At 71.4% G+C, this 16,059-nt stretch carries 16 protein-coding genes; 11 read left to right on the top strand and 5 right to left on the bottom strand.

Annotation, left to right across the window (positions count from 1 at the left end):
• The first annotated feature begins 1 nt into the window (after position 1).
• Complete coding sequence (locus ACIQCJ_RS11720; RefSeq protein WP_402711244.1) at positions 2–1,933, top strand: cytochrome c biogenesis protein ResB; 1,932 nt, start codon at positions 2–4, stop codon at positions 1,931–1,933.
• Positions 1,930–3,051 (top strand): c-type cytochrome biogenesis protein CcsB, encoded by a 1,122-nt coding sequence (gene ccsB / locus ACIQCJ_RS11715; RefSeq protein ID WP_355340528.1) that lies wholly within the window; start codon positions 1,930–1,932, stop codon positions 3,049–3,051. The genes ACIQCJ_RS11720 and ccsB overlap by 4 nt, the downstream gene beginning before the upstream one ends.
• Before the next feature lie 19 nt (positions 3,052–3,070).
• On the opposite strand, the gene ACIQCJ_RS11710 is transcribed toward ccsB, so the two are convergent.
• A complete protein-coding gene (locus ACIQCJ_RS11710; RefSeq protein ID WP_355340526.1) occupies positions 3,071–3,514 on the bottom strand; it encodes a PLD nuclease N-terminal domain-containing protein in 444 nt (147 codons plus the stop codon).
• A gap of 87 nt (positions 3,515–3,601) precedes the next feature.
• Here ACIQCJ_RS11710 and ACIQCJ_RS11705 point away from each other — a divergent pair, with 87 nt between their 5' ends.
• Complete coding sequence (locus ACIQCJ_RS11705; protein ID WP_355340524.1) at positions 3,602–5,053, top strand: menaquinone biosynthesis decarboxylase; 1,452 nt, start codon at positions 3,602–3,604, stop codon at positions 5,051–5,053.
• Positions 5,054–5,067: 14 nt separating this feature from the next.
• Entirely contained in the window at positions 5,068–5,985 is a 918-nt protein-coding gene (gene mqnP, locus ACIQCJ_RS11700; protein WP_355340734.1) for a menaquinone biosynthesis prenyltransferase MqnP, read from the top strand.
• Between the two features lie 77 nt (positions 5,986–6,062).
• Here mqnP and ACIQCJ_RS11695 read toward each other — a convergent pair whose 3' ends face one another.
• The gene (locus ACIQCJ_RS11695; RefSeq protein ID WP_402711243.1) at positions 6,063–7,148 is read right to left on the bottom strand and encodes a hypothetical protein; all 1,086 of its coding nucleotides are present in this window, start codon (positions 7,146–7,148) and stop codon (positions 6,063–6,065) included.
• 248 nt (positions 7,149–7,396) lie between these two features.
• The gene (locus tag ACIQCJ_RS11690) at positions 7,397–7,930 is read right to left on the bottom strand and encodes a rhomboid family intramembrane serine protease (protein ID WP_355340731.1); all 534 of its coding nucleotides are present in this window, start codon (positions 7,928–7,930) and stop codon (positions 7,397–7,399) included.
• Between the two features lie 214 nt (positions 7,931–8,144).
• Between ACIQCJ_RS11690 and ACIQCJ_RS11685 the strand changes: the two genes are divergently transcribed.
• From ACIQCJ_RS11685 to ACIQCJ_RS11660, 6 genes are all read left to right on the top strand, one after another.
• Positions 8,145–8,834, top strand: coding sequence for a UbiX family flavin prenyltransferase (locus tag ACIQCJ_RS11685; RefSeq protein WP_355340518.1), 690 nt, complete (start codon positions 8,145–8,147; stop codon positions 8,832–8,834).
• A 151-nt stretch (positions 8,835–8,985) separates the two neighbouring features.
• Positions 8,986–9,441, top strand: a complete 456-nt coding sequence (locus tag ACIQCJ_RS11680; RefSeq protein ID WP_188281655.1) for an Lrp/AsnC family transcriptional regulator — start codon at positions 8,986–8,988, stop codon at positions 9,439–9,441.
• A gap of 68 nt (positions 9,442–9,509) precedes the next feature.
• Positions 9,510–10,673 (top strand): aminofutalosine synthase MqnE, encoded by a 1,164-nt coding sequence (gene mqnE, locus ACIQCJ_RS11675; RefSeq protein WP_391123817.1) that lies wholly within the window; start codon positions 9,510–9,512, stop codon positions 10,671–10,673.
• A 44-nt stretch (positions 10,674–10,717) separates the two neighbouring features.
• Complete coding sequence (locus ACIQCJ_RS11670) at positions 10,718–11,239, top strand: GNAT family N-acetyltransferase (protein ID WP_355340512.1); 522 nt, start codon at positions 10,718–10,720, stop codon at positions 11,237–11,239.
• An 88-nt stretch (positions 11,240–11,327) separates the two neighbouring features.
• Positions 11,328–11,654 carry a DUF4229 domain-containing protein gene (locus tag ACIQCJ_RS11665; protein ID WP_391051930.1) on the top strand — a complete coding sequence of 109 codons (327 nt, stop codon included), beginning with the start codon at positions 11,328–11,330 and terminating at the stop codon, positions 11,652–11,654.
• A 127-nt stretch (positions 11,655–11,781) separates the two neighbouring features.
• On the top strand, positions 11,782–12,381 hold the full coding sequence (locus tag ACIQCJ_RS11660) for a TetR/AcrR family transcriptional regulator (protein WP_355340728.1): 600 nt from the start codon (positions 11,782–11,784) through the stop codon (positions 12,379–12,381).
• A 54-nt stretch (positions 12,382–12,435) separates the two neighbouring features.
• Here ACIQCJ_RS11660 and ACIQCJ_RS11655 read toward each other — a convergent pair whose 3' ends face one another.
• Both ACIQCJ_RS11655 and ACIQCJ_RS11650 read right to left on the bottom strand, forming a co-directional pair.
• Positions 12,436–13,254 (bottom strand): MaoC/PaaZ C-terminal domain-containing protein, encoded by an 819-nt coding sequence (locus ACIQCJ_RS11655; protein WP_402711242.1) that lies wholly within the window; start codon positions 13,252–13,254, stop codon positions 12,436–12,438.
• An 11-nt stretch (positions 13,255–13,265) separates the two neighbouring features.
• Positions 13,266–14,540 (bottom strand): 3-oxoacyl-ACP reductase, encoded by a 1,275-nt coding sequence (locus tag ACIQCJ_RS11650; RefSeq protein ID WP_355340503.1) that lies wholly within the window; start codon positions 14,538–14,540, stop codon positions 13,266–13,268.
• Positions 14,541–14,727: 187 nt separating this feature from the next.
• Between ACIQCJ_RS11650 and ACIQCJ_RS11645 the strand changes: the two genes are divergently transcribed.
• Positions 14,728–16,008 carry an acetyl-CoA C-acetyltransferase gene (locus tag ACIQCJ_RS11645; protein ID WP_402711241.1) on the top strand — a complete coding sequence of 427 codons (1,281 nt, stop codon included), beginning with the start codon at positions 14,728–14,730 and terminating at the stop codon, positions 16,006–16,008.
• The last annotated feature ends 51 nt before the right edge of the window (positions 16,009–16,059 follow it).

Here is a 16,059-nt window from a genome sequence, read left to right as displayed (position 1 = left end):
CATGAGCGTCACGGAGAAAACCGAGCGCGAGCCGCGCGAGGGCAACGACAAGGGCACGGGCGGCGAAGCGCCCCAGGAGCGCGACGGGCTGGGCGCCGCGGGCGCGCAGCTCAGCACCCAGCCCGTCGACACCCTGCGCAGCGCGCCCGCGATCGGCACCCTCGCCCTGCTGCGCTGGATGTGGCGGCAGCTCACCTCGATGCGGATCGCCCTGGTCCTGCTCTTCCTGCTGTCGCTGGCCGCCATCCCCGGCTCGCTGATCCCGCAGCACTCCGACGCGCTCAAGGTCGAGGCGTTCAAGAAGACCCACCCCGGCATCAGCCCGCTGTACGACCGGCTCGGGATGTTCCACGTCTACAGCTCGCCGTGGTTCGCGGCGATCTACATCCTGCTGTTCGTCTCCCTCGCGGGCTGCATCGTCCCGCGCACCTGGCAGTTCGTCGGCCAGCTCCGGGCCAGGCCGCCGGCCGCGCCGCGCCACCTCACGCGGCTGCCCGCGTACTCGACCTGGCGCACCGACGCCGAGCCCGAGCAGGTGCTGCACGCCGCGCACAAGGCGCTGCGCGGACGCCGGTTCCGTACCGCGCTGAGCGACGGCACCGGCAAGGACGGCAAGGGCGGCGGCGGTTCGGTCGCCGCGGAGAAGGGCTACCTGCGCGAGACCGGCAATCTGCTCTTCCACATCGCGCTCTTCGGCCTGCTGATCTCCTTCGCCGTCACCTCGCTGAACAAGGCCGAGGGCGGCAAGCTGATCGTCGAGGGCGACGGCTTCACCAACAACCTCACGCAGTACGACGACTTCTCGCCGTCCACCCTCTACACCGCGGACGACCTCAAGCCGTTCGGCTTCAAGCTCGACAGCTTCGACTCCGCGTACGAGACCAGCGGGCCCGACATCGGCAGCCCGCGGGTCTTCAAGGCCAACATCCACTACTGGGACGGCGCCGACGGCAAGCCCGTCAAGGGCACGATCGACACCAACCACCCGCTGAGCATCGGCGGCGAGAAGGTCTATCTGATCGGCCACGGCTACGCGCCGATCGTCACCGTCAAGGACGCCAAGGGCAATGTGGCCTTCCGGGGCCCGGTGCCGTTCCTGCCGCAGGACAGCAACATCACGTCCACCGGCACGATCAAGGTGCCCGACGCGGTCGGCAAGGACGGCAAGCCGCAGCAGCTCGCCTTCACCGGCTACTTCACGCCGACCGGTGACGCGGGCCAGGGCCCGCGCTCGTTCTTCCCCGGCCTGGAGAGCCCGCTGCTGTTCCTCAACGCCTACCACGGCGACCTCGGCATCGACGGGGGCGTCTCCAAGAACGTCTACCAGCTCGACACGACGAAGATGAAGCAGTTCAAGCTGGAGACCTCGACTCCCGGCATCAACGCCGTCGCGCTCAAGCCCGGCGAGGCCATCACCCTGCCGGACGGCGCGGGCAGCCTCACCTTCACCGGGGTCAAGACCTGGGCCAGTTTCCAGGTCTCCCACCAGTCGGGCAACGAGACCGCGCTGATCAGCGGTGTCGCCGCGATCCTCGGCCTGATGGGCTCGCTCTTCATCCAGCGCCGCAGGATCTGGGTGCGCGCCGTGCCCGGCCCCGACGGCACCACCGTGGTCGAGATGGGCGGCCTCGGCCGCAGCGAGTCGGTGCGGATCGCCGAGGAGATCGGCGACATCGCGCTCCAGCTCCAGCCGGAGGCCCCGGCCCTCCCGGACGAGGACGAGGACGAGGACCCGGTCGGGAATTCCGCCGGGAACGCCGAGACGGCCGCGAACGCCGAGACGGCCGGGAAGGCCGAGAACGCCGATAACGCAGCGAACGCAGCGAACGCTGAGAACACGGTCGAGAGCCCCGGCGAGGGCACCGGCCAACCGGACAATCCGGTCCCCGTAGAGTCAACCCCCCGGACAGACGACGAAGGAGCCCGCGCGTGAATATCGCGTCCGCGGTCAACGAGAACTTCGCGAACTACAGCAACTACCTGATCCGCTCGGCGATGTTCGTGTACGCGCTGGCCTTCCTCGCGCACCTCGCGGAGTGGGTCTTCGGCAGCCGCAGCAAGGTCGCCGTGCAGTCCGCGGCCCTCGCCGCGGAGACGCGCGAGGCCGAGGCGGCCAAGGCGGCGGCCCCCGCGGTCACCGTCAAGGTCGCCCAGCGCGGCGGCGCCACCACCACCCTGGAGCGCCCGCGCCCGAGCATCGTCCCCAAGGTCATCACCCGCGCCTCCGCCAGCGACCGCGGCATCGCCGACGGCCCCGGCGCCGCGGGCGACGACGAGAAGGGCGACCTCTACGGGCGGATCGCGGTGGCCTTCACCGCCCTCGCCTGGCTGCTGCACTTCGGCGGCGTCCTCTTCCGCGCCATCTCCGTACAGCGCCCCCCGTGGGGCAACATGTACGAGTTCTCCACCACCTTCGGCATGGTCGCCGTCGGCGCGTACCTGCTGCTGCTCGTGCTGAAGAAGAACGTCCGCTGGATCGGTCTGTTCCTCACCACGACGGTCCTGCTCGACCTGGGCCTGGCCCTGTCGGTGCTCTACACCTCCAGCGACCAGCTCGTGCCCGCGCTGCACTCGTACTGGCTGTGGATCCACGTGTCGTGCGCGATCATCTCCGGCGCGATCTTCTACCTCGCCGCGGTCGGCACGCTGCTCTACCTGTTCCGCGACCGCTACGAGACGGCGCTGGCCGCCAACCGCACGCAGAACAGCCGCTGGGCCGACGTCATGTCCCGGCTGCCCGCGGCGGCGAGCCTCGACAAGTTCGCGTACCGCATGAACGCGCTGGTCTTCCCGCTGTGGACGTTCACCATCATCGCGGGCGCGATCTGGGCGCAGGCCGCCTGGGGCCGCTACTGGGGCTGGGACCCGAAGGAGACCTGGGCGTTCATCACCTGGGTCGCGTACGCCTGCTACCTGCACGCCCGCGCCACCGCCGGGTGGAAGGGCCGCAAGGCCGCGTATCTGGCGCTGATCGCCTTCGCGTGCTTCCTGTTCAACTACTACGGCGTGAACATCTTCGTCACCGGCAAGCACTCGTACGCCGGGGTCTGATCCCCCGGGGCCGGATTCCTCACCGGTCGCCCGCAGGGTCCTCCTGGTCGCCCTCGGACGGGGCCGCGCCGCCGTCCTTGCCTTCCCTGTTCTGCTTGTTCAGTTCGCTGAGCGAGCGCAGGAACTCCGGATTGTCGTCCGGGGCGACCCACACCTGGCGGGTACGCGGCCGCGGCTCGTCGACCTCGCGCGGGTCCTCGTGCCGCCCGCGGGTCCCTTCGTGGTCCCGGTGCCACTCCGAGGGCGTGGCGCCCTCGGAGGTGCGCACCCGGACCGGGCCGCGCCGCCGGCCGATCAGCAGCCAGGCCACCGGTCCGATCAGCACCTCGCCGAAGAACAGGATGATCAGCACCCACACCAGCTTCGGCAGCCCGCGCACCTCCCGCTCGGGAGTGCCGAGGCAGTCCACGAAGGCGTAGATCCACAGCGCGATCACCATCAGGTACGGCAGGTACTTCAGCACAGAGGCCCCCCACGGAACATTGCTCAGGACGCCCAGCCTAACGAGGCGGCGCGTCCGACGCCGGAGCGGGATGGAAGACTGGGGCCCATGGCTTACGACGATCTCCGCTCGTTCCTGCGGGCCCTGGAGAAGGACGGCGACCTCCGGCGGATCAAGGCCGAGGTCGACCCGTATCTGGAGGTCGGCGAGATCACCGACCGGGTCAACAAGGCGGGCGGCCCCGCGCTGCTCTTCGAGAACGTCCGCGGCTCGGTCGCCCCGCTGGCGATGAACGTGTACGGCACCGACCGGCGCCTGCTGAAGGCGCTCGGCCTGAGCGCGTACTCCGACATCAGCGACAAGATCGCCGGGCTGCTCAAGCCGGAACTGCCGCAGGGCTTCGTCGGGATGCGGGAGGCGTTCGGCAAGCTCGCCGGGATGACGCACGTGCCGCCGAAGAAGATCAAGGACGGCCCCGTACAGGAAGTCGTCCTCACCGGCGACGACGTCGACCTCGACGCGCTGCCCGCCCTGTTCACCTGGCCGCAGGACGGCGGCTCCTTCTTCAACCTCGGCCTGACGCACACCAAGGACCCCGAGTCCGGGGTCCGCAACCTCGGCCTCTACCGGCTCCAGCGGCACGACCGGCGCACCATCGGCATGCACTGGCAGATCCACAAGGACAGCCGCAACCACTACCAGGTCGCCCAGCGCCGCGGCGAACGCCTCCCGGTCGCCATCGCCTTCGGCTGCCCGCCCGCCGTCACGTACGCCTCCACCGCGCCGCTCCCCGGCGACATCGACGAGTACCTGTTCGCGGGCTTCGTGCAGAACAAGCGGGTGGAGATGGTCGACTGCAAGACGGTGCCGCTCCAGGTGCCCGCGCACGCCGAGGTCGTGCTGGAGGGCTGGCTGGAGCCGGGGAAGACGCTGCCGGAGGGGCCGTTCGGCGACCACACCGGCTTCTACACCCCGCAGGAACCGTTCCCCGCGCTGACCGTCGACTGCGTCACGATGCGCAAGCGCCCGCTGTTCCAGTCCATCGTCGTCGGCCGCCCGCCGACCGAGGACGGACCGCTGGGCCGCGCCACCGAGCGGTTCTTCCTGCCGCTGCTGAAGGTCATCATTCCGGACATCGTGGACTACCACCTGCCGGAGGCGGGCGGCTTCCACAACTGCGCGATCGTCTCGATCGACAAGAAGTACCCGAAGCACGCGCAGAAGACGATGCACGCCGTGTGGGGCGCGCACATGATGTCCCTCACCAAGCTCGTGATCGTCGTGGACGCCGACTGTGACGTCCACGACCTGCACGAAGTCGCCTGGCGGGCGCTCGGCAACACCGACTACGCCCGTGACCTCACCGTCGTCGAGGGCCCGGTCGACCACCTCGACCACTCCTCGTACCAGCAGTTCTGGGGCGGCAAGGCGGGCATCGACGCGACCCGTAAGCTGCCGGAGGAGGGCTACACCCGCGACGGCGGCTGGCCGGAAATGGTGCTCTCCGACCCGGAGACCGCGGAACGGGTGACCAAGCGTTGGAAGGAGTACGGGCTGTGAGCGGCGAGGCGATCCTGGACGGAGGCAGCGCGAAGGCCGGGCCTCCCCGCGCGAGCGGCGGCGAACCGGTGCGGGCGTTCCTGCGGCTGGTGATGATCGAGCACTCGGTCTTCGCGCTGCCCTTCGCCTACACCGCGGCGCTGACCGCGATGTTCCTCGACGACGGCTCGGTGCACTGGCTGGAGCTGCTGCTGGTCACCGTCGCGATGGTGGGCCTGCGGACCTTCGCCATGGCGTGCAACCGGATCATCGACCGCGAGATCGACGCGCGCAATCCGCGGACCGCCGGGCGCGAACTGGTCACCGGCGCGGTCTCCGTACGGTCCGCGTGGACCGGCGCGCTGATCGCCGTCGCGGTCTTCCTCGGCGCCGCCGCGCTGCTCAACCCGCTGTGCCTGGCGCTCGCGCCGATCGCGGTGGTGCCGATGGTGGTCTACCCGTACGGGAAACGGTTCACCAACTTCCCGCACGCCATCCTGGGCGTCGCGCAGGCGATGGGCCCGATCGGCGCCTGGCTCGCGGTGACCGGCGCCTGGTCGTGGGACGCGGTGATCCTGGGGCTCGCGGTGGGCGTCTGGATCGGCGGCTTCGACCTGATCTTCGGCTGCCAGGACGTGGCGGCCGACCGCGCCGAGGGCGTGAAGTCCGTCCCCGCCCGCTTCGGCATCCCGGCCGCGCTGTACGGCGCGCGCGTCTGCCACGCCGTGACCACGGGCCTGCTGGTCTGGTACGGACTCGCCACCCACGCGGGCGTCTTCTGGTGGATCGGCCTGGCGGTCGTCGGCGCGGCGTTCCTCTACGAGCACTCGATCGTCCGGCCGCACGACCTGAGCCGCCTCAACCGGGCGTTCTTCCAGGTGAACGGTTTCATCGGGATCGCGCTCTTCGTGTGCGCGCTGCTCGACCTGAGCGTGCGCGGCCTCGGTCTGTAGAACCGCCGTCCTGGTGACCGGGCCGCGCACGTGAGGCGATGCGCGGGGCCGTGGGTCGTACGGCCCCGCGCGGGTGCCTACGAATCCAGGCCGGAGTCGTCCGCCGAGCTGTCGTCGTCGTGGCCGAAGGCGAACATGAACAGGCCCATCAGGTCCTGCGGGTTGAGGACCTTGGCGCCGGAGGGGGCGCCGACCGGGTCGGCGCCGCTGTTGACGTCGACCACCAGGGGCAGCTTGCCCTTGGCCTTGGTGTCGAACTGGGCGACGTCCAGGCTGATCCCGGCGAGTTTGCCGCCCTTGACGGCGACGTCCACGGCCACCGTCTTGTTCGGCACCTTCTCCAGGTCCGACGGCTTGAAGTCGGGGATCTGCCTGGTCAGCGAACCGAGGCTGCCTTCCAGCTCCTTGGCGAGCTGCCGCGCGGGCACGGTGACCTCGACGTGGTCGGCGCCGTCGTGGTTGCCCAGCTCCTTGAACTTGGCGTTGTTCACCAGCGCCTTGCGCAGCGCGTCCACGACCTGCTGCTGCGTCTTGGCGTCCAGGCCCTTGCTGGTGTCGGGGAGCGCGCCGAGCGGCGAGTCGCCGTCCTTGGACATGGACTTGGCGAAGGACTCGAAGGACTTCAGGTCCAGGCTGATCCAGTCGCCCTTGAGGGCGGACTTCACCGAGGCGAGCGAGGCGGGCAGTTCGTCGGCCATGCCGAGGAATTCGTTGAGCTGCGCCGCGTCCTTGCTGGAGGAGCCGATCAGCGTCTCGAAGCCCTTGAGGTCCAGGCGCAGGTACACCTTGTCGTTCACGGCCCGGACGTCGACCAGGCTCTTCTTGCCGGAGCCGTCGGCGCCGAGCTGGAAGGCGAAGGAGCTCTTGTCGCCGTCCTTGAGGTCCTTGAACGCCTTGTCGGCGCTGAGGGCGACCGCGACCCGCAGGTCGGCCAGCGTCTTGGCCGTCTCCTTGGTGAAGTCCTCCTCACCCTGGAGCGCGGTGTAGATCTGGTCCGCCGAGGCGTCGAAGCGCACCCCGAGGGTCAGCGACTTCTCGCCGTTGAGCTTCTCGAAAGCGTTCTTGACCTTCGTGTCCGGGCTGGAGGCCGCGGCCGTCCCGCAGGCTGCGGAACCGGCGGCGATCATGGCCACGACTCCGGCGGCGGCAAGGCCCTTGCGCATGGTGATGATGACGGACTCCTTGGACGTGACGGAAGAAAGTATGACTAGAAGGATAACTGTGCGGAGGCTGTGACTCGCGGGAGTTTCCGCCCGGCACGGGGCTGTTGGCGGGGGATCGGCGCACTTCAGCGCGTGATCACGGTCACGGGGTCGCGGGTGTCGCGGTGACCCGGTGTAGCGGTGACCCGGTGACGCGGACTGACGGCGTGACACCGTCCCGTCCCGACGCGGCCGTCGTGCCGTGGCCGTCACGCCGTGACGGCCACCGTCCGTTCGCGGAACAGGAACGCGGCCACCACGCCGCCGATCAGCCCGAACAGGTGCCCCTGCCAGGAGACTCCGCTCGCGGTCGGCAGCACCCCCCACAGGATCGAGCCGTAGACCGCGCCGACGACGACGCCGACCACGATGTCCAGCGCCCTGCGGTCCACGAAGCCGCGCACCAGCAGATAGCTGAACAGCCCGAAGACCAGCCCGGAGGCGCCCGCGGTGTTGGTGTGGGCCGGGGCTATCAGCCACACGCCGAGGCCGCCGATCACGATGACGGTGAAGGCGACGGCCAGATAGCGGCCGATGCCGCGCAGCGCGGCGATGAAGCCCAGGACGAGCAGCGGCAGGCTGTTGGAGGCCACGTGCCCGAAGCCGAAGTGGATGAAGGCGGACGGGACGACGTCGATCAGCTCGGCCGGCTTGCGGGGCACGATGCCGAGCGAGTCGAGACGGTGCCCGGCGATCACGTCGACCGCCTCGATCACCCACAGCAGCCCGACCCAGCCCAGCATGAGGACGCCGGCGGCCGTCACCCGGCCGCCCGCGCGCAGCGGTGCGAGCAGCGAGTCGGCGCGCCCTCCCGTACCGGCTGATCGTCCCGCGGTCTGTCCGTACGTCACCGAAGCCCCCCTCAGGTCCAGTGCTCTCCCGTGTGCACAACGTCCGCGCACGCCTCCCGGGTTCCCGCTCGCGCGGGTCGATCGCGGGGTCGTTAGGGTCGACCGTATGGACGACACCGAGCGCAGGCCGTGGGTGGTGGGCGTGTCCGGGGCCTCCGGGACGCCGTACGCCGCGGCCGTGCTGCGCGCGCTGCTGTCGGCGGGCGAGGCGGTGGACCTGGTGGTCAGCCGGGCCGCCCGGCTGACGCTGCTGGACGAGACCGGCGAGCCGTTCAGGGACGCGCACTGGCGCGAGGACCTGGCCCGCTGGCTGGCCCGCGGCGCCGACGGCACCACCGACATCACCCGCGACACCGGCCTCGCGGACCTGTCGGCCGTACGGTACTGGCCCGCGGGCGACCTGGCGGCGGGTCCCTCCTCCGGCTCGTACCCGGCCAAGGGGATGCTGATCGTGCCCGCGAGCACCGCGTGCGTGGCCGGGGTGGCGCTCGGTCTGTCCAAGGACCTGCTCCAGCGCGCGGCGAGCGTCACGCTCAAGGAGCGCCGCCCGCTGGTGGTCGCCGTCCGCGAGACACCGCTCGGCGGCCAGACGCTCCGTCACCTGGTGGCGCTGGACGACGCGGGCGCCGTGGTGCTCCCGGCCTCGCCCGCCTTCTACGCGGGCGCCACGCACATCCAGGACCTGGTGGACTTCGTGGCGGGGCGGGCGCTGGACGCGGCGGGGGTGCCGCACAAGCTGTACCGCCGCTGGCGCGGCGAGCTGGGCGGGGGCCTGGGCGAGGGATCGGGCGGCTGAGCCGCGCGGCGCGCGATTCCTGCGGGCCGGATGGTCCGGACCTGGGTGATTCGGGCATCGGAAGAGCAGATGCGCAGGGCGCACACCCGTTGATGCCTTAGATTCTTGTCCGGACAGCGCAGTCGCGGCACGAACGGGAGGGTCCATTCTGATGGACGCGGTGGACAGGCAGCTCATCCAGGCGTTGCGCGAGAACGGCCGGGCGTCGTACGCGGAGCTGGGCCGACTCGTGGGTCTCTCCGGTCCGAGCGTCACCGACCGCATCAACCGCCTCGAACAGGCCGGGGTGATCACCGGCTACCGCGCCACCGTCGCGCCCACCGCGCTCGGCCTCGGCGTGACCGCGCTCGTCGGCCTCCAGTTGAGTGACGCCGCCGACCACGAAGAGGTCGCCACCCGGCTGCGCGACCTGGACGAGATCGAGGACTGCTGGTTCATCGCGGGCGACGACTCGTACATGCTCAAGGTCAGGGTCGGCGACGTCGACGGCCTGGAGCGCACCATCCGTCGGCTGTCCGGCACCAAGGGCGTGGCCAGGACGCGTACCACGATCGTGCTGTCCACCAAGTGGGAGAACCGCGTCGGGGCGCTTCCCGAAGAGGCGTGAACGGGGGTGCCTCCCGGCCGATGGCCGGGGGAGTAGCCTCGGTGAGGTCGACTTGGTAGGAGGAGCAGATGGACGCTGGGCTCAAGCGCGAGCTGGAGGAGAAGGTCTACGCCGGTGAGCGGCTGACCCGCGAGGACGGCATCGCGCTCTACGCGTCCGACGACCTCGCGTGGCTGGGCGGCCTCGCCCACCACGTGCGCACGCGGAAGAACGGTGACGTCGTCCACTTCAACGTCAACCGGCACCTCAACATGACGAACGTGTGCACCGCGTCGTGCGCGTACTGCTCCTTCCAGCGCAAGCCGGGGGAGAAGGACGCGTACACGATGCGGATCGAGGAGGCGGTCAAGCTCGCCAAGGCGATGGAGGGCGACAACCTCACCGAGCTGCACATCGTCAACGGCCTGCACCCGTCGCTGCCGTGGCGCTACTACCCGCGCTCGCTGAAGGCGCTCAAGGAAGCCCTGCCGCAGGTGTCGCTCAAGGCGTTCACCGCCACGGAGATCCACCACTTCGAGACGATCTCCGGCATGTCGGCCTCCGACATCCTGGACGAGCTCATCGACGCGGGCCTGGAGTCGCTGACCGGCGGCGGCGCCGAGATCTTCGACTGGGAGATCCGCCAGCACATCGTGGACCACCGCACCCACTGGGAGGACTGGTCCCGGATCCACCGCCTCGCGCACTCCAAGGGCCTCAAGACCCCCTCGACGATGCTCTACGGCCACATCGAGGAGCCGAAGCACCGCGTCGACCACGTCCTGCGGCTGCGTGAACTCCAGGACGAGACCGGCGGCTTCCAGGTCTTCATCCCGCTGCGCTACCAGCACGACTTCGTGGACATGAAGGACGGCAAGGTCCGCAACACCCTCCAGGCCCGTACGACGATGGCCTCCGGCGCGGAAGCGCTCAAGACCTTCGCGGTCTCCCGGCTGCTCTTCGACAACGTGCCGCACGTCAAGGTCTTCTGGGTCATGCACGGCCTGTCCACCGCGCAGCTCGCCCTCAACCACGGCGCGGACGACATGGACGGCTCGGTCGTCGAGTACAAGATCACGCACGACGCCGACGACTACGGCACGCCCAACAAGCTCACGCGGGACGACATCCTGGACCTCATCCGCGACGCGGGGTTCCGGCCGGTCGAGCGGAACACCCGCTACGAGATCATCCGGGAGTACCCGGGCCCCGACGAGTCGCGCCGGGAGTCGCCGCAGCCGATGCGGGTGTGACGCCGGTGACAGCGCTCCGCTTTAGTAATGGGTAAGCTGCCCTTATGGGTCTTACCTGTGAGCTTGATCCGCTCATTGACGACGAACTGACCGACGGCATCCTCGCCCTGTGGACCGATGTGTCCAACGCGGGGGGTGCCGTCGGTTTCGTGCCTCCCGTCACCCCGGACGACGTCCGTCCCGACATGGACCGGTCACTGGCCGCCGTCCGCTCCGGCGAACGCCGCCTGCTCGTCGGCCGCGACGAGGACGGGCGCGTCGCCGCCACCGCCTTCCTCGCGTACAACAGCCACCGGCTCATGACGCACTGGATCTGGCTCTACACACTCATGGTCCACCCCTCCCACCAGGGCCGCGGCCACGGCCGTACGCTCATGGCCGCCGTCGAGGAAGCGGCCCGCGGCTTCCACGGCATCGAGGCCGTCCGCCTCACCTGCCGCGGCGGCACCGGCGTCGACCTCTTCTACGCCGCCTGCGGCTACAAGGAGGTCGGCCGCATTCCGGCCGCCATCCGGGTCGCCCCCGGTGACGACCGCGACGACATCGTGATGCTCCTGACGCTGTGACGTCGGCGCGACGCTCCGAGGGGCGGCCGGTGCTCCGGGTCGCACACCCTCTTCCTCCGGCGCGGAGGCGGCGTGCTTCACTGAAGGCATGTTCCGTTACACCGCACTGCGCTTCGGCCTCATCGTCGCCTCCTTCGGCGTCATCTGGGGGCTGGTCCGGCTGCATGTCCTGCCAGCGGGGCTGGGGGACTCGAACTACCTGTGGGTGGTCCTGCTCGCGCTGATCGTGTCGGCGCCCCTGAGCTGGGTGCTCCTGCGCGGAGCCCGCGAGCAGGCGGCCCGTCAGGTGTCCGACCGGGTGGAGCGCACGCGGCTGAACCTCGCCGCGAACATCACCATGGAGGACGAGGCGGACGACGCCGCGCGTGACTCCGCCCGCGAGACCGCGCGCGACGCCGAGCCGCACACCGCCTGACGCCTGCCCCTTAGGCTTGCCCCGGGGTGGCCCTCGGGGTGTCCCCCCGGGGGGAGTCGCAAGGGGAGAGGTGGGGCCGGTGGCTGTGCGGGGCAAGAGGGTGCCGCGAGCCGTACGCGAGCAGCAGATGCTGGACGCGGCGGTGGCGACCTTCGCGCGGCGCGGGTACCGCGCCGCGTCCATGGACGAGATCGCCGAGGCGGCCGGGGTCAGCAAGCCGCTCGTGTACCTCTACCTCAACTCCAAGGACGACCTCTTCACGGCCTGCATCCGCCGCGAGGCCGAGGCGCTGAAGGCGGCCGTGCGCGCCGCCGTGGAGCCCGGCGCCGCGGCCGACCGGCAGCTCTGGAGCGGGCTGCTCGGCTTCTTCGAGCACACCGAGGCCCATCCGGACGGCTGGACCGTCCTCTACAGCCAGGCCCGTACGGTCGGTGAGCCCTTCGCGGCCGAAGTGGCCGTGATGCGGGCGGAGATCGTCGCCTTCGTCACCGAGCTGATCGCTGCCGCGGCGCGGGACGGTGGGGCGTCCTGTGACGAGGCTCTTGCCGACCGTGAGGTCGCGGGTCTGGCGCACGCGCTGGTCGGCGCGGCCGAGTCGTTGGCGGGGTGGGGGGCGGCGCACCGGGGGGGTGCCTCGGGCAAGGAGTCCGCCGCCACGCTGATGAATTTCGCGTGGGCCGGGCTGTCCAACCTCATGGCTGGGCGGCGTTGGGTTCCCGGCCCGTAGGGCTCTGTCTTGCCCGCCCCGCCCGGCCCGTAGGGCAAGACAAAGACAACGAACCTACGGGCCGGAGACGACCCCGGTGAGATGGAGACGCCCGGGCGAGCGGACCTCGAAGGCCCCGCCGGCAGCCCCGTACGTGACAGTCCCAGGCAAAAGCACCGGCGCGTGAAAGACGGCCTCAAGCCCCTCCGCCTCCGGAACCTCGGCAGCACACCGCGCAACCGTCCACATGCCATGCGCGATAGCCCGCGGAAACCCCAGCATCCGCGCCGTCACCGGATAAAGGTGAATCGGGTTGTAGTCCCGCGACACCCTGGCATGCCGCCGCCCGAGATCGGCGGCCAACCGCCACTCGCCCACCACGGGCAACGGCGCCCGGTCGCCGCCCCCGCCCCCGCCAACACCCCCAGAAGCCGAGCCGCCCCCCGCCCCGCCCCCATGCCGGGCCAGATACGTGCTGCGGTCCTCCCACACCACCTCCCCGTCCACCCGCGCCTCCGTCACCAGCTCCACCTCCGTACCCCGCCGGTGCCCGCGCAGCCCGGCCGCGTAGGCCGTGATGTCGGGCCGGTCGGCGGCGGTCAGCGGCGCGCGGGAGACCAGCGAGATCGAGGTGTGGACGAGGCCCAGCATCGGCAGCGGAAAGGCGCGGGAGGCCATGATCCGCGCGGCCAGCGGAAAGCCGAGGACGTGCGGGTACGTGAGCGGGAGCGGGCCCGCGCCGGAGGCGGGGAAGCCGCAGACCGAGGCGTAGGCGGCGAGCCGCGCCGGGTCGACGCGTACGGCAGGCGCGGTGAGCCGGACCGGCGGCACGGGGGCGGTCGCGGAGGGCCGTTTGCCGATGCCGGTCACCACGCCCCGGCCGAGGGTCAGCATGAGGGCCATGGTCAGGCCCCCAGCAGGGACTGCCCGCAGACGCGGACGACCTGCCCGGTGATCCCCCCGGAGGCCGCGGCCGAGAGCCAGGCGACGGTCTCGGCGACGTCGACGGGAAGGCCGCCCTGGCCGAGGGAGTTCATCCGGCGGCCCGCCTCGCGGATGACGAGGGGAACGGCGGCGGTCATCCGCGTCTCGATGAAGCCGGGGGCGACGGCGTTGACGGTGATGCCGCGCTCGCGCACCTCGGGGACGGCGGCCAGGGCGCGGACGAAGCCGATGACGCCCGCCTTGGACGCGGCGTAGTTGGTCTGGCCCGCGTTGCCCGCGATGCCGCTGATGGAGGCGGTGGCCACGATCCGGCCGTGGGCGTTGAGGGCGCCGGACTTCAGCAGGTGGTCAGTGGTGCGCAGCACGCTGCCGAGGTTGACGTCCAGGACCGGGTCCCAGCGGTCGGCGGCCATGTTGGCGAGCTTGCGGTCACGGGTGATGCCCGCGTTGTGGACGAGTACGTCGAGGCCGTCGGGGGCCGCGGCGGCGATCCGTTCGCCCGCGTCCGGCGCCGTGATGTCCAGCGGCAGCGCGCTGCCGCCGAGCCGGGCGGCGACGGCGGCCAGCGCGTCCGCGGCCTGCGGCACGTCGAGGCAGACGACGTGCGCGCCGTCCCTGGCCAGCGTCGCGGCGACCTGTTCCCCGATGCCGCGGGCCGCGCCGGTGACGAGCGCGACGCGCGCGCCCTCGCGCGCGGCGGCCTGCGTCCCGGACACCGCCGGGCCGACCTCGATGACCTGCCCGCTGACGTACGCCGACTTCGGCGACAGCAGGAACCCCAGCGCGGCCTCGGCGTCGGCACCGGGCGCCAGTCGTACGAGCTGTACGGTCCTGCCCCGGCCGACCTCCTTGCCGAGGGAGCGGGTGAAGCCTTCGAGCGCCTGCTGGGCGGCGGCCTGGTGCGGGTCGGCGGGGTCGATACGCGCGCCGAGTACGACGATCCGACCGCAGGCGGCGAGCGACCGTACGAGCGGGTGCAGGGCGGCGTGCACGGCGCCGAGCCCGGCCGGTTCGGCGATCCCGGTGGCGTCGAGGACGACGGCGGCGTACGGAGCGGCGGACGCGGGAGCCGGAGCGGGTACGGCCTCGCCCGCCGTCAACCGCAGCACGGGACCGTCGAGTCGGGGGTGCTCGGCGGACCAGCGCAGCAGCGGGGTCGGCTGGGGCAGGCCGAGGCGGCGGGTGAGGAAGCGGCCGGGGGCCGTGCCGGTCAGACGAAGGTAGCGATCGGCCATTGGCCTTCTCCTTACTCTGGAGTAAGTTTACCGGCGGTAAGGCTACTGGTGAGTCACCGTTCCAGCAAAGAGTTCTGAGGTCCAGCACAGAGTTCTGAGGTCCAGCACAGAGCCCTGGGTTCCGGCAAGGAGCCCGGGGCTTCGGCAAAGAGCCCCGAGCCGCCCTCGGGGAGCCCTGGGAGATCGCATGCAGACCCTCCGCCGTGTCGCCGTCGTCGCGGGCAACCGCGTCCCCTTCGCGCGCTCAGACGGCCCGTACGCCACCGCCTCCAACCAGGACATGCTCACGGCCGCCCTCGACGGCCTCGCCGACCGCACCGGCCTGCGCGGCCAACGCGTCGGCGAGTTCGCCGCGGGCGCCGTCCTCAAGCACAGCCGCGACTTCAACCTCGCCCGCGAGACCGTGCTCGGCAGCGTCCTCGACCCGACGACCCCCGCGTACGACATCCAGCAGGCGTGCGGCACCGGCCTCCAGGCCGTCTTCGCGGTCGCGGCCAAGATCGCCCTCGGCGTCGTCGACTCCGGCATCGCGGGCGGCGCCGACACCACCAGCGACGCGCCGCTCGGCGTCAACGACGACCTGCGCCGTATCCTGCTCGCCGCCCGCCGCGCCAAGTCCGCCGGCGCCAGGGCCCGCGCGCTGACCGCCGTACGGCCCCGGCACCTCGCGCCCGACGTCCCGCGCAACGCCGAACCCCGCACCGGCCTGTCCATGGGCGACCACGCCGCGCTCACCGCCGAGCGCTGGGGCATCACCCGCCAGGCGCAGGACGAACTGGCCGCCGCCAGCCACCGCAACCTCGCCGCCGCGTACGACCGCGGCTTCCTCGACCCGTACGTCACCCCGTACCGCGGCCTGGACCGCGACCAGAACCTCAGGCCCGACTCCACCGTCGAGAAACTGGCCGGGCTCCGCCCGGTGTACGGCGGCCCGGACGGCACCATGACCGCGGGCAACTCCACGCCCCTCACCGACGGCGCGGCCGTCGTCCTGCTCGCCTCCGAGGAGTGGGCGCGCGAGCGCGGGCTCGAACCGCTCGCCTACCTCACCGCGTACGAGACCGCGGCCGTCGATTACGTCGGCGGCGAGGAGGGGCTGCTGATGGCCCCCGCCTACGCCGTGCCCCGCATGCTCGCCCGCGCCGGGCTCGGCCTCGCGGACTTCGACTTCTACGAGATCCACGAGGCGTTCGCCTCCCAGGTCCTCGCCACGCTCGCCGCCTGGGAGGACAAGGACTACTGCGCGGAGCGGCTCGGACTCGACGGCCCCCTCGGCGCCGTCGACCGCGCCCGCCTCAACGTCGCCGGGTCCTCCCTCGCCACCGGGCATCCCTTCGCCGCCACCGGCGCCCGGATCGTCGCCACCCTCGCCGGGCTCCTCGCGGAGCGCGGGGGGACGGGCCGCGGCCTCATCTCCGTCTGCGCCGCCGGCGGCCAGGGCGTGACGGCCGTCCTGGAGCGCCCCTGACCCGCGGTCCGCTGACGAAAGACGGTTCCGCCGGCACAGCGCCTTGCTCAC

It is taken from the genome of Streptomyces sp. NPDC093221 (assembly GCF_044753885.1).
Taxonomy (GTDB): Bacteria; Actinomycetota; Actinomycetes; order Streptomycetales; family Streptomycetaceae; genus Actinacidiphila.
This window is presented reverse-complemented; position numbering and strand designations above follow the sequence as displayed.

Coding starts and splice junctions, on each gene's coding strand:
- ACIQCJ_RS11645 (WP_402711241.1), top strand. CDS start 14,728: ATGCAGACCCTCCGCCGTGTCGCCGTCGTCGCGGGCAACCGCGTCCCC.
- ACIQCJ_RS11650 (WP_355340503.1), bottom strand. CDS start 14,540: ATGGCCGATCGCTACCTTCGTCTGACCGGCACGGCCCCCGGCCGCTTC.
- ACIQCJ_RS11670 (WP_355340512.1), top strand. CDS start 10,718: ATGGGTCTTACCTGTGAGCTTGATCCGCTCATTGACGACGAACTGACC.
- ACIQCJ_RS11695 (WP_402711243.1), bottom strand. CDS start 7,148: ATGCGCAAGGGCCTTGCCGCCGCCGGAGTCGTGGCCATGATCGCCGCC.
- ACIQCJ_RS11655 (WP_402711242.1), bottom strand. CDS start 13,254: ATGCTGACCCTCGGCCGGGGCGTGGTGACCGGCATCGGCAAACGGCCC.
- ACIQCJ_RS11660 (WP_355340728.1), top strand. CDS start 11,782: ATGCTGGACGCGGCGGTGGCGACCTTCGCGCGGCGCGGGTACCGCGCC.
- ACIQCJ_RS11680 (WP_188281655.1), top strand. CDS start 8,986: ATGGACGCGGTGGACAGGCAGCTCATCCAGGCGTTGCGCGAGAACGGC.
- ACIQCJ_RS11665 (WP_391051930.1), top strand. CDS start 11,328: ATGTTCCGTTACACCGCACTGCGCTTCGGCCTCATCGTCGCCTCCTTC.
- mqnE (WP_391123817.1), top strand. CDS start 9,510: ATGGACGCTGGGCTCAAGCGCGAGCTGGAGGAGAAGGTCTACGCCGGT.
- ACIQCJ_RS11705 (WP_355340524.1), top strand. CDS start 3,602: ATGGCTTACGACGATCTCCGCTCGTTCCTGCGGGCCCTGGAGAAGGAC.
- ACIQCJ_RS11690 (WP_355340731.1), bottom strand. CDS start 7,930: ATGCTGGGCTGGGTCGGGCTGCTGTGGGTGATCGAGGCGGTCGACGTG.
- ACIQCJ_RS11720 (WP_402711244.1), top strand. CDS start 2: ATGAGCGTCACGGAGAAAACCGAGCGCGAGCCGCGCGAGGGCAACGAC.
- ACIQCJ_RS11685 (WP_355340518.1), top strand. CDS start 8,145: ATGGACGACACCGAGCGCAGGCCGTGGGTGGTGGGCGTGTCCGGGGCC.